The following is a 14,592-nucleotide window of genomic DNA, read 5'->3' as shown; positions in this document are numbered from 1 at the left end:
GCGACGCTGATCGCGACCGCGGCCGAGGTGGTGCGGGCGCCGGTGTTGTCGGTGGCCACGGCGGTGAGGCTGTAGTTCCCGGCTGCCGCGCCGCTCCAGGCCAGCGTGTAGGGCGCGCCACTCACGCTGCCCAGCGAGGTGCTCCCACGGAAGAATTCGACCCGCGCCACGCTGCCGTCCGGATCGCTGGCCGAGGCCTGCAGGGTGATGGTGTTGCCGACCACGAAGCGGGTGCCGGCGGTGGGTGCAGTCAGCGCCACGCTCGGTGGCTGGTTGGTCGAACTGCCATCGCAGCTGCCCAGATCCTGGTACCAACCGCAACTGGTGCAGTAGGTCGGCGCGGTGTTCCAGATCGGGCCGTTGGCGCGATACAGGTGGCCGGCGTAGGTCAGGGTGTCGCCGGCGGCGTAGATGGTGGCCGGATTCCAGGCGGCGACGCCGCTGCACGCGGCGGCCCAGGTCTGGCCGGGCACGAGGCCGGCCAGGACGAGACAACAGAACAGCAACCACGATCCAGCGGATTTCGTGTGCATGGTGACGCCTCCGATGCGATAGGTGACGCGACTGAGGAGCGGCGGTCGGTGCCGCTGTCTGGTTCTCCTTGGATCCGATCACCCGGGGCGTGGGAATGCGTGGCGCCGACATCGCTTGGCGTCGTGCACAGGCCGGGCAGGCGCAGGGTTCGCGTCAGGAGACAACGTTGTCAACCGACAATTCCATCGAATGCGAGACAGATCCAGGATTGCGGCGATGACAACGTTTTCATGAAAGCGCCCAATGCTGCGGCGCAATGGTCGCGGATCAGTGCGCAGCAGCGCGGGTGGCCTGACACGCTGCGCTGCCAAGCACGTTCGCGTGCGCGCGCTGTCTGCTGTCGCCGCCGGAGCGTCGCGGCGATCGGTCACGTCGCGGCTGAGCCGCCCCTACGGTGGGGCGGCGTAGTGATTGGCGGTGCCTTGTCGGCGCTCAGGGCGCGGTGGCCAGCGCCTCGAGCAAGGCCGCGTTGAAACGTTGTGGCGCTTCCACCTGCGGCGAATGGCCCAGATCGTCGAAGGCGACCAGGCGTGCGCCGGGAATCGCCGCGGCCGCGCGCTTGCCCAGGGCCGGGTAGTCGCCCAGCGTGGCCGCCAGCGCTGGCGACGCCAGGTCCTTGCCGATGGCGGTACGGTCGCGCTGGCCGATGAACAGCGTGGTCGGCACGCGCAGTTGCGGGAAGCGCTGCACCACCGGCTGATTGAACACCATGTCCGAGGTCAGCGCCTGGTTCCAGGCCACGCGGTCGCCGCCGGGGCCGGCATACAAGCCGGCCTGCATGCTCACCCAGCGGTCGTACTCGGGCTTCCACTGTCCACCGTAGTAGACGCTCTGCTGGTACTGCTTGATCGAGGCCGCGTCGGTCTTGCGCTCCTTGGCGTACCAGGCATCGACGCTGCGCCAGGGCACGCCCGCGGCTTTCCAGTCCTCCAGCCCGATCGGGTTCACCAGCAGCAACTGGCTCACGTCCTGCGGGTATTGCAGGGCGTAATGCGCGGCGAGCATGCCGCCCATCGAATGGCCGACGATGGCAGCGCGGGTCACCCCGGCCTGCTGCAGCAATGCGTGGGTATTGGCCGCCAGTTGCGCGAAGCTGAACTGGTAGGCCTGCGGCTTGCTCGACTTGCAGAAGCCGATCTGGTCCGGCGCCAGCACGCGGTAGCCTCGCGCCACCAGCGCGGCGATCGTCGATTCCCAGGTCGCCGCACAGAAGTTCTTGCCGTGCAGCAGCACCACGGTGCGGCCGTTCGGCGTGCCGGTCGGGGCCACGTCCATGTACGCCATCTGCAGCGGCTGGCGCTGCGAATCGAAGCGGTACCAGTGCACCGGGTAGGGATAGGCGAAGCCTTCCAGTTGCGCGCCGTAGCGCGGCGATGTTTCTGTGGCCGTGGCAGATGCGAGCGGCGACAGGGCGAGGGTGGCGAGCAGCAGGCAGTGGCGCATGCGAGCGGGGCGACAGGCGTGATGGACCACGACCTTAGCCCGGGCTGCGCTTGCGAGGCGTCAACGCATCACGCCGGCGGCAGGCTGCCGCCGTTGTGCACCAGGGTCAGGCAGGCGTGGCGCTGCATCTGCGCCAGCGGCTCGTGCAGCGCCGCCAATACCTGTTCGGCCTGTGCGCCCAGCACCGGCCGGTACGCGGCCCAGCCGTTGCGGCCCTTGGCCTTGGCCTGGTACAGCGCGCGGTCGGCCAGCACCAGCAATTGTTCCCAGCCGAGCAGGTTGTCGGGATCGTGCACGAACGGGAATTCGGCAAGCCCGATCGAGCAGGTGACCCGGCCCTGGCGGCCGTGGTCGAACACGAACGGGTGCGCGGCGACCGAGCGGCACAGCCGTTCGGCGGCCATGGTGAGGTTCTCGCGCGGCGCCGAGCGCAGCACCAGCAGGAACTCCTCGCCGCCCCAGCGCACCACGTAGTCGCTCTCGCGGGTCAGCCGCACCAGCAACTGCGCCATCTGCTGCAGCACCGCGTCGCCGGTATGGTGGCCGCCGCTGTCGTTGATCGACTTGAAATGGTCGATGTCGATCAGCGCGAACAGCATGCCCGAGGACAGCATGTCCTCGTCGTTGGCGGCCATGCGCCGGTACAACGCGATGTCGCTGGGGATGTGCAGCGACAGGTAGCGGCGGTTGCGCAACTGGGTCAGCTCGTCGGTGAAGCTGGCCTCCTGCAGGCGCTGGTTGGCCGCCTGCAGCGCCTGGGTGCGTTCGCGCACCTGGCGTTCGAGGATGTCGCGCTGGCGCCGGTTGTGCAGCCGCGCCAGGCCGACGGCGCACAGCAGCAGGGCGAACGCGCCCAGTGCCAGCAGCAGCCGGTAGTACGGCGTTTCCTGGAAGCGCAGCTGGATCCGCAGCGGCAGCCGCGCCGGCGCTGCCGCCCAGACGCCGGCGTTGTTGCTGCCGGTGACCTCGAACACGTAGTCGCCGCCGGGCAGGTTGGTGTAGCTGACCGCGCGCTGGCGGATGTCGTCGAGGGTGCGCCAGTTGCGGTCGTAGCCGAGCAGCCGGTAGCGCAGTTCGACGTTCTGCGGCGCCTGGAACGAGGCGGCGGTGAACTCGAAATCGAGATCGCGCGCGGCCTGCGGCAGCGGCGCGTGCAACGCCTGCGGTGTCAGCCACTGGCCCAGCGCGCGGACCCGCTCCACCACCGGCTGCGGCGCCACGGGGTTCTTGACGATGCCGGCGGTGTCCAGTGCGACCACGCCGTCGCGGCTGGGCAGCCACAGCGCACCCTGCTCGATGAAGCCCTTGCCGTTGCCGGCGCCGTTGCAGCACATGCCTTGCACGCCGCCATGGCGCTGCGCGCGCTCGGTGAGCATCAGTTCGGCGTTCAGCGGCGCCTGCGGCGACGCCGCGTGGCGCTGCAGGTCGGTCAGGCGCACGCGGTAGACCCCGCGCAGGCCGGCCACCCAGATCGCGCCGCGGCCGTCGTCGGCGATGAAGAAGGCGGCGTTCACCGGCAACCCGTCCTGCTCGCCGAACGCGGACCAGCGCGTGCCGTCGAACAACCACAACTGCTCGTTGAGGGTGCCGACCAGCCATTGCCCGCCGGGCAGTTCGTGGATCGCGGTGACGTCGGCGCTGGCCAGCGCCGAGCCCGGCGGGGCCAGCGCGACCAGGCGCTCGCCGCGCAGTGCGTACAGCCCCGACTGCGTGCCGACCAGCAGGCGCCCGTCGCGGGTCTCGTGGACCAGGCGCACGCGCGGATCGCGCAGGCCTTCGGCCGTGCCGTAGCGCTGCAGCCCAGTGCCGTCGCTGCGGAACAGGCCGTCGTCGCTGGCGAACCACAGCCGCTGCGCGCGATCGCGGGCGATGCCGCTGATCTGCAGGTCGCGCAGCGGTGCCAGCCAGGCCGGCTGGCTGAGCCGGCCGGCGCGGTACAGGGCGGCGCCATGGTGGGTGCCGATCCATAGCTGCCCGGGTTCGGCCAGCAAGGTGTAGGGCGCCTCGTTGTGCAGTTGCGCCAGACTCAGGCGCTGCTGGTAGCGGCCATCGCGCAACTGCGACAGGCCGCTGTCGGTGCCGACCCACAGCGATCCATCCGGGTCGCGCGCCAGCGTCCACACCAGCGCGTCGTCCAACCCTTCGTGGGTGCTGTAGCGGCGGGTCCAGCCGTTCCACAGCCGGGTCGCGCCGTTCCAACTGCTGCCCAGCCACAGGTTGCGCTCGCGGTCCTCGAAGATCGCGTTGACGCCGATGTTCGGCTTGCTTTCCGGATTGCGTTCGACGATGGCGCCATCGCGCACGCGCAGCAGCGCACCGGGCAGCCCCACCCACAGATTGCGGTCGCTGTCCTCGAACAAGGCCAGCACCGCGCGCCGGCCCAGGCCGGCGGCATCGGGCAGCCATTGCCAGCGTCCGTCGCGACGCGACAGCAGGCCGTCGCGGGTGCCGGCCCAGAGCGTGCCCTGCGCTTCCAGCAGGTGCTGCACCGGCGCCGCGCCGGCCTCCTGCGGCAGTGCCAGCGCCACCGGCGCGTCCTGGCCGGCGACGAAACGCAGTACCGCGCCGCGTGTGCCCACCCACAGCGCATCGGCGCGCGGCAACAGCGCAGAGGCGCCGCCAGCGATGCGGTGGCGCAGGTGCAGGCGATCGCCCTGTACCGCGTACACGCCATCCTGCGCTGCGACCAGCACGGTGCCGTGCGCGTCGGTGGCGATCGCCTCGATGTTGAGCAGAGGCGCCTGTGGATCCTGCGGCAGCAACGTGGCGAAGCGTCCGTCGCGGTAGCGCGACAGGCCGCGGTAGGTGCCGATCCACAGCGTGCCGGCGGCATCCACGTGCAGCGCCTTGATCAGGTTGCCGGGCAGATGCGCCGGCGCGCCCTCGTTGAACGAGGTCATGCGCACGCCGTCGAAGCGGGTCAGCCCGCCCATCGTGCCGATCCACAGGTAGCCTTGATGATCCTGCGCAAACGCCTGCACGCTCAGCTGCGGCAGGCCCTGGTCCAGGCCCCAGCCTTCGCGCTCGTAGTGATTGAACTGCTTGTCCGGCTGCAGGGCCCGCGCCTGCGGCACACATGCGCTCCACGCTGTCGAGAGCATGGCCAGCTGTAGCGCCAGCAGGCGCCAGGAGGCGTGTGGGAAACGCAAGAGCATGCCAATGCCGGATCGGCCGACGTCTCTGTCGTTAGCGGCATCGCCGCGCCGATCTTTATCCGCGCAGCGGCGGGGACGCTGGCGAGCGCGTGGGCCAGCGTCCATGGTGGCGGCTCAGCACTCGATCACGTTCACCGCCAGCCCGCCGCGGCTGGTTTCCTTGTACTTGTCCTGCATGTCGCGGCCGGTGTCGCGCATGGTACGAATCACCTTGTCCAGCGACACCTTGTGCTTGCCGTCGCCGCGCATGGCCATGCGGCTGGCGTTGATCGCCTTGACCGCACCCATCGCGTTGCGCTCGATGCAGGGGATCTGCACCAGGCCGCCGATCGGGTCGCAGGTCAGGCCGAGGTTGTGCTCCATGCCGATCTCGGCGGCGTTCTCGATCTGTCCCGGCTTGCCGCCGAGCGCGGCGACCAGGCCGCCGGCGGCCATCGAGCAGGCCACGCCGACCTCGCCCTGGCAGCCGACCTCGGCGCCGGAGATCGAGGCGTTCTCCTTGTAGAGGATGCCGATCGCCGCGGCGGTGAGCAGGAAGTCGAACACGCGCTGTTCGTCGGCGCCGGGGCAGAACCGGTCGAAGTAGTGCAGCACCGCCGGAATGATCCCGGCTGCGCCGTTGGTGGGTGCGGTGACCACGCGGCCGCCGGCGGCGTTCTCTTCGTTGACCGCCAGCGCGTACAGGTTGACCCAGTCCAGCGTGGTCAGCGGATCGCGCATCGCCGCTTCCGGTTTGGACGACAGCTCGCGGTACAGCGCCGGCGCGCGCCGCGACACGTGCAGGCCGCCGGGCAGCGTGCCTTCCTCGCGGATGCCGCGCGTCACGCAGGCCTGCATCGCGCCCCAGATCTCGCGCAGGCCGGCGCGGATCTCGTCCTCGCTGCGCCAGCACTTCTCGTTCTCGAACATCAGTGCGGCGATGCTCAGGCCGCTGCGCGCGGCCTGCGCGAGCAGTTCGTCGCCGCTCTTGAACGGGTAGGGCAGCGGCGTCTCGTCGGCGACGATGCGATCGTCCGCGGCGTCGTCCTGGTTGACCACGAATCCGCCGCCGACCGAGTAGTAGTCGCGCGTGGCGATCACTTCGTCGTTGGCGGCGTAGGCGGTGAAGCGCATGCCGTTGGTGTGGTACGGCAGCTTCTGCCGCTTGTTCATCGCCAGGTCGCGCTTCTCGTCGAAGGCGATCTCGTGCTGGCCGAGCAGGTTGATGCGCTTGCTGCCGCGGATGCGCTCCAGCGCGCCGGGGATGATGTCCGGATCGATCAGGTTCGGGCGCTGGCCTTCCAGGCCCAGCAGCACCGCCTTGTCGGTGCCATGGCCGCGCCCGGTCAGGGCCAGCGAGCCGAACACTTCGGCTCGCACCCGCACCACGTCCTGCAGGCGGCCCTGGTCGAACAGCCAGCGGTGCACGAAGCGCTCGGCGGCGCGCATCGGCCCCACGGTGTGCGAGGAACTCGGCCCGATGCCGATCTTGAACAGGTCGAAGGTGCTGACAGCCATGCGCGTGCCGAGGGGGTGGGCGAAAGACCGTCTATTCTATGCCTCCGGCGCGCGGCACAGGTCCGCAGCGCAGCATTGGACGCGAGCATGTCCCTGACCCTGTACCAGCGCGACGACTGCCATCTGTGCGACCAGGCCCTGCAGGTGCTGGCGCGCGCGCGCGTGGCCGAGCCGGACAGCGTGTTCATCGACGACGACGCGGCGCTGGAGGCGCGCTACGGCGTGCGCGTGCCGGTGCTGCGCACCGCCGATGGGCGCGAGCTGGACTGGCCGTTCGATGCACGCCGGGTGACCGACTGGCTGGCGGGCGCCTAGGGCCTGTCACCGACTCCCGGGCAGCCTGCGTTGCTGTCGCGAGGCGTATCTGTCCTGGGCGCGGGTCCGGCCGCGCGTGGGGCGATTTGTCTGTTGAATTGTCGCCCGGGCTGCGTCAGTGTGGTCGCAAGGGAGATGCGATCACAGGGGAACGCCATGGTCAGGGGACTGGGTCTTTTCTTGGGCGGTTTGTTGGGGGCAGTGGGGGCCTGCCAGGCGGCGGGCGCGGATGCGCCAACCTCCACGTCCGCAGCGACGGTCACGCGCCAGAGTGGCCCAACCAGCGTCACCGGCGAGGCGTACACGCAGCTGTACGCGGGGATGTCGCCGCCGGCGTTGCCGCAGGATCCGAAGCAGAAAAAGAAGTTCTTCGCTGCCCTGCTCAAAGCAATGGGCGGCGGCAAGGCCACGCGCGAGATCAACGTCGGCATTCGGGTCAAGATCGGTACGGTGGTACTTCCCGAGTATCCGCTGCTCACCTTCAGATTCGACCCGGATGGCGGCAATCCCTCCATCGTGACCGACGGTGGCCATTCCTTCCCGTTGAAGCGTCTTGAGGCAAACGAGAAGATCCACGTCGAAGCGGTGTACCGCGACACGACGTCTGCGCACTACGACACCGGTGCGGTCGCCGATGCGGTCGCCGGCCTACTGCCAGGCTCATCGATCGTCAGCGAGGTCGCCAAGCCCGCGATCCAGCGCGTCGCCGAACTGACCAGCGCGACCTGGAATGGCATGGCCAGCCAGTCGATGGACCTGGCGTTGCGGGAAGAACTGTCGCCTTATGCCGCGGATGCCAAGACCGTCGTGATCGCCCTGTCCGGGCGTGGCGGCGAGCCCTTTGGCACCTTGACGTTGTCGCTGCGCGCCACGCCGACGCTGCTGCGAACGCCGGTGGACGTGTTTCAGTTCGAGCCGCAGGCATTGCTGCGCGGACCGTCGGATTCGGCTTCGCGGCTGACCAGCCAGTTGGCTGGAATAACGCGCAGTTTCACCTCGATCTTGCGCGGGTTGCCCTCCTACTCGGAGCTGATCCGGGCGCCCTCGAACACGACGGTGCGCGGCTTCTGCTGGGCCGCTCGCGAAGAGCTGGTGACGCAGAATGGGCTGACCCTGGCGGACAGTACCTATGTCACCTATGCGGTGATGGCAGAAGCGGGCTTCGCGTCGAGCGACAACCGGGTCGATTGGTTCGAGGCGTGTTTCGATGCCGGCGAGCAGTCGGTTCTCGCCCAAGCCAACGGGATTGTGTCGCCGCCGGTCGCGCAGGCGCCGGCCAGCGTCGTGCCGCCCGATCTTCTGTTCGCGTTCGGTTGTTGGATGATGGATTCTTCAGGACCAGAGTGCGCCGACAGGGCGCCGGCCGCCGAGGCCACGCTGGCCAAGGCGCTGCACGACGACCTCGCGCTGGCGATCGACTCCTCCTTTCTTGCGACGGTGTCGCTGCGCGACCCTGCACATGTGCCCAAGGGGGTCGTGATCGGCATGCTCAAGGGTTCGGTCGCCTCCTTCAGTTGCTTCAGGCGCGGCATGCTGGTGAATTCGCCCGAGGGCAAGCCCTTCCGCTTCCAGGCCGAGTACCGCGACGACAGGATCGGTTCGCTGGCGATCTATCCGGTTGCGGAAGCCGCGTTGAGTTGCACCAACTGAGCGTTTCGGCCACTGGGCGGCTCCCCGTCTTGCCAGGCCGCTGCTCCACGCGAGACCCCGCCGGGGCGACGTCCACGGGCTTGCTTCCTGCGGAGCGCCCGTGTCGGCGCCGCTCGCTTGCGCCGCGGGTGGCTGCCGAGAGCTGCGGCAGAGCATGGTGCGATGTGCTGTCGTCGTCGATACGTCTCGGCATCGCTTGCCTGACTGCCGGCCGTGCGCGATGCATGCAGCCGCCCGCCCGATGCGCTAGCGCCCAAAGCCATAAAAAAAGCGGCGGACCCGACGAGGAAATCCGCCGCTCAGCGGCCGCACGCCGCGGCCTGTGGCGAATCACTTCGCCTTGAACACCACCTTGGTGCTGATTGCGGTTTCGTTGGGGATGGTCTTGGTATCGGCCCAGTCGCCGCCGCCCACGCCGAAGTCCAGGCGCTTGACCGTGGCCTTGCCGGCCAGCACCGGCTGCGCGCCCGGGGTCCAGGTGAAGGTCAGGGTCACCGGCTTGGACACGCCGCGCAGTTCCAGGGTGCCGTCGGCGGCGAACTGATTGTTGCCCAGCGCGCGGAACTTGTCGGCGCGGTAGTGCGCGGTGGCGAACTTGGCCACGTCGAAGAAGTCCGCACCCTGCAGGGTCGAGTCGCGGTCGGTGTTGCCGCTCTTGGCGCCGGCCAGCGGGATGGTCACGTCGAGCTTGGCGCCGGCCAGGTTGGCTGGGTCGAAGCTGAGCTTGGTGTCGAAGCCGGGGAACTGGCCGGTGAACACTTCGCCGTCGTACTTGCTGGCGAACACGAGGGTCGAGCCGGGGGCCTGCACATAGTCGGCGGCCTGCGCCGCGGGGGCGGCGGCGAGCAGGGCCACCAGGCTGGCGGCGACGGCGGCGGGGGACGCAAAACGGATGGACATCGAAACGGCTCCTCAGGACTTGGGGGTGAGCCAGCCGCGCGGCAGCATCCGCGCCAGGGTGGCATCGCGTTGGAACAGGTGGTGGTAGAAGGCGGCGCCGGCATGCGCCAGGACCACCGCGATCAGTAGCCAGAAGCCCCATTCGTGCACCGCGTGCGACAGGTCGCGCAGGTGCTCGTCCGGGGCGCTGAGCTTGGGCACCGCGACCAGGCCGAACCAGCGGAACGGACGCAGGCCGCTGGCCGAGTCGTACAGCCAGCCGGACAGCGGGATGGCGAAGATCATCACGTACAGCAGCACGTGGGTGGCGCCGGCGATGCGCTCCTGCCAGCCGGGCGTGCCCGGCACCGGCTTGGGCGCGCCGGCGTACAGGCGCCAGCCCAGCCGCACGATCACCAGTGCCAGCACGGTCAGGCCCAGCGACTTGTGTGCGGTGTAGACCCAGAAATACTTGGGCGTCTTCGGCAGCTCGCCCATGGTCAGGCCGACCACGCCGAGCAGCAGGATCAGCGCGGCGATCAGCCAGTGCAGGGTCTGGTTGACGCTGCCCCAGCGGTCGGCGGTATTGCGTGCGCTCATGGCGTGCCGTCCTGCGCGTTCGGCGCGATGGTGGTGTCGGCGGGCGCGGCAGGCGGAGTGCCCGGTGCCGGATCCGGCTCGGCCTTGGCGCTGCCTTCGCGGGTGGCCTCGGCCTCGATGCGCAGCTCCACCGTGCCGCCGATCACCGACGGCCAGGCGCTGATGCCGAAGTCGGCGCGCTGCAGCGTGGTGGTGGCGGAGAAGCCGGCGGTGCGGCGGAACGGCGGCATGGGATGGCGCTTCACCGCGTTCAGGGTCACGTCCAGGGTCACCTCGCGGGTGACGCCGTGCAGGGTCAGTTGCCCGATCACCTTGGCGTGCTGTGCGTCGATCGGCTCGACGCGGGTGGAGACGAACTGCGCCTCCGGGTAGTGCTCACCGTCGAGCAGGTTGTGCGCCAGCGCGGCGCGGTTCCATTTTTCGTCACCGAGGTCCAGCCGCTGCAACGGCACCCGCGCCTGCAGCCGCGCGCTGCGCCAGTCGTCCGGGTCGAACACCAGGGTGCCGGTGCTGCCGGACACGGTGCCCAGCGCCTTGGAGAACCCGGCGTGTTCGATCGCGAACAGCACCCGCGTGTGCACCGGGTCCAGCGCGTACTGCGCCGGTGCGGCGAAGGCGGCGCCGGGCAGGCCCAGCAGGAGGGCCACGAGAGAGGGTTTGAGCATGAAGCCGGCCGCGCTGGGAGGTCGCCGGATTCTAGTCACAGTCCGGGCCGGCTGCGTACCTGCGCCGCGTAACGGTTCGTTGCACGCGGTGGCAGGTGTGATTTTTGCGGCGCCGCGGGGTATAAGAGCGCTGCCGCGGCGAGCGGCACACGGAGCGGCCGCCCTGCGCGTCCGGCCCCGGCAGTGCGCCGGTGTTCATCCGCCGACGTCCTTTGCCGGAGCCGATGTCCATGCCCCCCATCCCGCGTTCCCCACGCCCGTGGCGCCGCTGGGGGCTGCTGTGCCTGTTGGCGCTGGCCGGCCTGTGCGCCGACGCCTGGGCCGGCGTGCCGGAACTGCCGCGCTTCCGGGTGTTCTCCAGCGAGCAAGGGCTACCGTCCAGCGACATCTCCGCGCTGCAACTGGACCGCGACGGCTATCTGTGGATCGCCAGCGGCGACGGCCTGGCCCGCTACGACGGGCGCGAGTTCCGGGTCTGGCGCCACGACCCGGCCGATCCGGCCTCGCTGCGCTGCAACTACGTGCAGGACCTGCACATCGACGCGCGCGACCGCATCTGGGTGGCCTGCGAGGGCGGCGGCCTGAGCATGCTCGGCGCGGACCGGCGCGGGTTCCGCCACTTCAACATGGCCACGCAGCCGGCGATGCGCAGCGACGAGGTGTTCGCCATCGCCAGCCGCGGCGACGCGGTGTTCTTCGGCACCTACCGCGGCGGCCTGTACCGGCTGGGCGGCGACGGCCGGGTGCAGCGCATCCGCGCCGGCGACCCGACGGTGGACGCGCTGCTCGACAGCGCGGTGCTGACCCTGGCCTTCGACGAGGCCGGGGTATTGTGGGTGGGCACCTTCAAGGGCCTGCTGCGCTACGACGGCCAGCGCATCAGCGCCTACCGCATCGACGACGGCATGCCGGACAAGGCGCAGGTGATCACAGCGATCACCCCGCTCGGCGACGGTCTGTGGTTCAGCGGCAACACCGGCCTGTTCCGGCGCGACCGCGCCGGGCGCTGGCTGCGCGCGGACTGGGTCGACGGCCTGCATCGCGCGGTCAGCGCGATCGCCGAGGATGGCGCCGGCGGTTACTGGCTCGGCAACGGCGAGGGCCTGTGGCACAAGCCGGCCGACGGGCCGGCGCGGCGGGTGGACACCGGCGGTGCGGCGGTGTCCGGCGCCAGCGTGGTGGAAGCGGTGTTGCGCGACCGCGAAGGCGGCCTGTGGGTACCGCTGCCGACGCGCGGCCTGGGCTACCTGCGTCCGGACTGGCGTCGCCTGGCGGTGCTGGGCACCGCACAGGGCCTGCCCGCCGATCAGTACGTCGGCCTGGCGCCGGCCCGTGCCGGCGGCGTGTGGCTGCTCGGTTCCGGCGCCAGCGTGTTCCGCCTCGACACCACCAACGGTGCGTTGAGCGCGCCGCACTGGGCCAATGGCGCGCCCAGCGGACGCATGCTGTCGGTGCTGGACGACCCGCGCGGCGCGTTGTGGATCGGTGGCAGCGGCACGCTGCTGCGCGGCCCGCTGGACGGCGGCCCCCTGCTGCGCTGGACCCGCGAAGCCGGCGAGGCCGATGCGATTCCGGACGGCACGCTCGCCTGGCTACAACTCGATGCGCGCCAGCGGCTGTGGATCGCCGCGCCGGGCTATGGCGTGCAAGTGCGCGATGGCGATGGTCACGTGCTGCAGAACATTCCCGGCGGCCAGCACGGCCTGGCCGGCACCGACATCGCCGCGTTCGCGATGGCACCGGACGGGCTGCCGTGGGTGGCGGACGAACAGTTCCAGCACTGGGACGAGGCGGCCGGCCAGTTCCGCACGCCGCCGGAACTGGCCGGCGAGAAGGTGCAGTCGTTCGCCTTCGCCGGCGCGCGCACGCTGTGGGTGCATCGCCTGTCCGGCCTGGAACTGTGGCGGCGCACCGGCACGCACTGGCAGCGCAGCCGGCGCTACGCAGTGGCCGACGGGCTGCCGGCCACCGAGTCCAGCGCGCTGGTCGCCGATCCGCAGGGGCGCGCCTGGCTGGGCATGCGCCGCGGCCTGTTCCGGGTCGATCCGCGGCGCACCCCGGCGGTGCGCGCGTTCGGCACCCGCGACGGGCTCGGCAGCCAGGAACTGGTGCGGCGCGGCCTGCTGATGACCGCCGACGGCGTGCTGGTGGCCGCCGCCGCCGACGGCAGCGTGGCGCTGCTGGACACGCAGCAGCCGGATCCGGTGCCGGTGCCGCTGGCGCTGAGCATGGAGAGCGTGCAGGTGCGGCGCGGCCCGCGCCTGCTGGCGCTGCCGACGCGCGGCGACTTCGTGCTGCGCTCGGACGATCGCGACCTGCGCGTGGCGGTGCGGTTGCTGTCCTACATCGATCCGGAACACATCGTCTACCGGTTCCGCTTGCCGGGGTACGACCGCGACTGGGTCAGCACCGGCGCCAGCGGCGAACGCACCCTGCCGCAACTGCCCGACGGCGCGCAGGTGCTGGAGATCCAGGCGCGCACCCGCAACGGCGCCTGGTCGCCGACGCTGCGTCTGCCGTTCCGGGTGCAGCCGCCGTGGTGGCGCAGCGTCTGGGGCATCGTCGGGCTGCTCGCCGCGGCCGGCCTGCTGCTGCTGGTGTCGCTGCGCGCCTACCGGCGCCGCCTGGGCCGCCAGCACGCCTGGGAGCTGGCCCTGCACAAGCAGGAACTGGCCGAGCAGGCCTCGCTGGCCAAGACCCGCTTCCTGGCCACGCTCGGCCACGAGGTGCGCACGCCGCTGACCGGAGTGCTGGGCATGAGCGAACTGTTGCTGGCCACGCCGCTGGACCCCAAGCAGCGCGGCTATACCGAGTCGATCCGCCGCGCCGGCACCCACTTGCTGCACCTTGTCAACGATGCGCTGGACCTGGCGCGGATCGAGGCCGGGCGCCTGCGCCTGGAATCGCAGCCGTTCGCGCTGCAGGCGCTGATCGAGGAGGTGGTCAACCTGATGGCCCCGTTGGCGCAGGCGCGCGGGTTGCGCTTCGATCTGCACGACGCGATGCCCGGCCCGACCACGGTGGAAGGCGACGCGCTGCGGGTGCGGCAGATCCTGCTGAACCTGCTCGGCAACGCGATCAAGTTCACCAGCAGCGGCTCGGTGGCGCTGCGGGTGGCGCCGGCCCAGGACGGCCACGGGCTATGCATCGAGGTGGCCGACACTGGCCCGGGCATCGGCACCGAGCAGCAGGCGCGGCTGTTCCAGCGCTTCGAACAGGGCGACGGCCCGCGCACCGCGGTGCGCCAGGGCGGCAGTGGCCTGGGCCTGGCGATCAGCCAGGAACTGGCGATGGCGATGGGCGGGCGCATCCAGGTCGAGAGCCGGCTCGGGCACGGCGCGCGCTTCCGCGTGGGCCTGCCGCTGCGCTGGCGCCCGGCGCAGGAACCCGCGGCGGTGCCGGCGGCGGCCCCGCGGGCGCGCACCGCGCTGCGCATCCTGCTGGTCGAGGACGAACCGACCGTGGCCCAGGTGATGGTCGAACTGCTGCGCGGCCGCGGCCACCAGGTGGCCTGGGCCGCGCACGGCCTGGAGGCGCTGACCGAAGCCAGCCAGGGCCGCTTCGACATCGGCCTGCTCGACCTGGATCTGCCGGCGCTGGACGGCCTGGCGCTGGCGCGGCAGCTGCGTGCGCTGGGCTACGGCTTCCCGCTGCTGGCGGTGACCGCGCGTTCCGACGGCGAGGCCGAGGACGCCGCGCGCGCCGCCGGCTTCGCCGGATTCGTGCGCAAGCCGGTCACCGGGCAGATGCTCGAAGCCGCGATCGACGCCGTGCTGGACGGCGCGCCGCCGCCGCTCTGAGTCGATGCAGGGCCGCGGTTGCCAGCGCCGGCGCTTATCGCCGACGATGGCGCG

General features: G+C 70.8%; 9 protein-coding genes and 1 pseudogene. 3 read left to right on the top strand and 7 right to left on the bottom strand.

Translation table 11 applies throughout. The features are described 5' to 3' along the window. Positions 1 to 71: 71 nt before the first annotated feature. The 4 genes and pseudogenes from ACP93_RS22270 to ACP93_RS09355 form a co-directional block, all read right to left on the bottom strand. Positions 72 to 533: pseudogene (locus ACP93_RS22270) on the bottom strand (Ig-like domain-containing protein); the annotation flags it as partial. A gap of 433 nt (positions 534 to 966) precedes the next feature. Then, positions 967 to 1,977 (bottom strand): alpha/beta fold hydrolase, encoded by a 1,011-nt coding sequence (locus ACP93_RS09365; RefSeq protein ID WP_048490426.1) that lies wholly within the window; start codon positions 1,975 to 1,977, stop codon positions 967 to 969. Between the two features lie 68 nt (positions 1,978 to 2,045). Beyond that, positions 2,046 to 5,132: a ligand-binding sensor domain-containing diguanylate cyclase gene (locus tag ACP93_RS09360; protein ID WP_228135988.1), complete on the bottom strand. Its 3,087-nt coding sequence runs from the start codon at positions 5,130 to 5,132 to the stop codon at positions 2,046 to 2,048. Between the two features lie 114 nt (positions 5,133 to 5,246). After that, entirely contained in the window at positions 5,247 to 6,629 is a 1,383-nt protein-coding gene (locus tag ACP93_RS09355) for an L-serine ammonia-lyase (protein WP_048490425.1), read from the bottom strand. Between the two features lie 87 nt (positions 6,630 to 6,716). On the opposite strand from ACP93_RS09355, the gene ACP93_RS09350 reads away from it, so the two are divergent. Then, on the top strand, positions 6,717 to 6,944 hold the full coding sequence (locus ACP93_RS09350; RefSeq protein ID WP_048490424.1) for a glutaredoxin family protein: 228 nt from the start codon (positions 6,717 to 6,719) through the stop codon (positions 6,942 to 6,944). Between the two features lie 156 nt (positions 6,945 to 7,100). Then, on the top strand, positions 7,101 to 8,594 hold the full coding sequence (locus ACP93_RS09345; RefSeq protein ID WP_131721601.1) for a hypothetical protein: 1,494 nt from the start codon (positions 7,101 to 7,103) through the stop codon (positions 8,592 to 8,594). A 330-nt stretch (positions 8,595 to 8,924) separates the two neighbouring features. Here ACP93_RS09345 and ACP93_RS09340 read toward each other — a convergent pair whose 3' ends face one another. From ACP93_RS09340 to ACP93_RS09330, 3 genes are read right to left on the bottom strand one after another with little or no spacing between them, the layout of a single operon-like run. Then, positions 8,925 to 9,494: a YceI family protein gene (locus ACP93_RS09340; protein WP_048490422.1), complete on the bottom strand. Its 570-nt coding sequence runs from the start codon at positions 9,492 to 9,494 to the stop codon at positions 8,925 to 8,927. A 12-nt stretch (positions 9,495 to 9,506) separates the two neighbouring features. Continuing rightward, on the bottom strand, positions 9,507 to 10,073 hold the full coding sequence (locus ACP93_RS09335) for a cytochrome b (RefSeq protein ID WP_048490421.1): 567 nt from the start codon (positions 10,071 to 10,073) through the stop codon (positions 9,507 to 9,509). Further along, positions 10,070 to 10,738 (bottom strand): YceI family protein, encoded by a 669-nt coding sequence (locus ACP93_RS09330; protein WP_048490420.1) that lies wholly within the window; start codon positions 10,736 to 10,738, stop codon positions 10,070 to 10,072. Before ACP93_RS09330 ends, ACP93_RS09335 begins: the two co-directional genes overlap by 4 nt. A 230-nt stretch (positions 10,739 to 10,968) precedes the next feature. Here ACP93_RS09330 and ACP93_RS09325 point away from each other — a divergent pair, with 230 nt between their 5' ends. After that, positions 10,969 to 14,538 (top strand): hybrid sensor histidine kinase/response regulator, encoded by a 3,570-nt coding sequence (locus tag ACP93_RS09325; protein WP_053069720.1) that lies wholly within the window; start codon positions 10,969 to 10,971, stop codon positions 14,536 to 14,538. The last annotated feature ends 54 nt before the right edge of the window (positions 14,539 to 14,592 follow it).

Origin of the sequence: Xanthomonas sp. NCPPB 1128 (assembly GCF_001043115.1) — a bacterium.
Taxonomy (GTDB): domain Bacteria; phylum Pseudomonadota; class Gammaproteobacteria; order Xanthomonadales; family Xanthomonadaceae; genus Xanthomonas_A.
The sequence above is the reverse complement of the archived record's forward strand: the minus strand, read 5'-3'. Positions and strand labels throughout refer to the sequence as shown.

What these genes read in the sequence shown, in the direction of transcription:
- ACP93_RS09330 (WP_048490420.1), bottom strand. Translation starts at nt 10,738, where the DNA reads ATGCTCAAACCCTCTCTCGTGGCCCTCCTGCTGGGCCTGCCCGGCGCC.
- ACP93_RS09325 (WP_053069720.1), top strand. Translation starts at nt 10,969, where the DNA reads ATGCCCCCCATCCCGCGTTCCCCACGCCCGTGGCGCCGCTGGGGGCTG.
- ACP93_RS09355 (WP_048490425.1), bottom strand. Translation starts at nt 6,629, where the DNA reads ATGGCTGTCAGCACCTTCGACCTGTTCAAGATCGGCATCGGGCCGAGT.
- ACP93_RS09345 (WP_131721601.1), top strand. Translation starts at nt 7,101, where the DNA reads ATGGTCAGGGGACTGGGTCTTTTCTTGGGCGGTTTGTTGGGGGCAGTG.
- ACP93_RS09350 (WP_048490424.1), top strand. Translation starts at nt 6,717, where the DNA reads ATGTCCCTGACCCTGTACCAGCGCGACGACTGCCATCTGTGCGACCAG.
- ACP93_RS09335 (WP_048490421.1), bottom strand. Translation starts at nt 10,073, where the DNA reads ATGAGCGCACGCAATACCGCCGACCGCTGGGGCAGCGTCAACCAGACC.
- ACP93_RS09340 (WP_048490422.1), bottom strand. Translation starts at nt 9,494, where the DNA reads ATGTCCATCCGTTTTGCGTCCCCCGCCGCCGTCGCCGCCAGCCTGGTG.
- ACP93_RS09360 (WP_228135988.1), bottom strand. Translation starts at nt 5,132, where the DNA reads ATGCTCTTGCGTTTCCCACACGCCTCCTGGCGCCTGCTGGCGCTACAG.
- ACP93_RS09365 (WP_048490426.1), bottom strand. Translation starts at nt 1,977, where the DNA reads ATGCGCCACTGCCTGCTGCTCGCCACCCTCGCCCTGTCGCCGCTCGCA.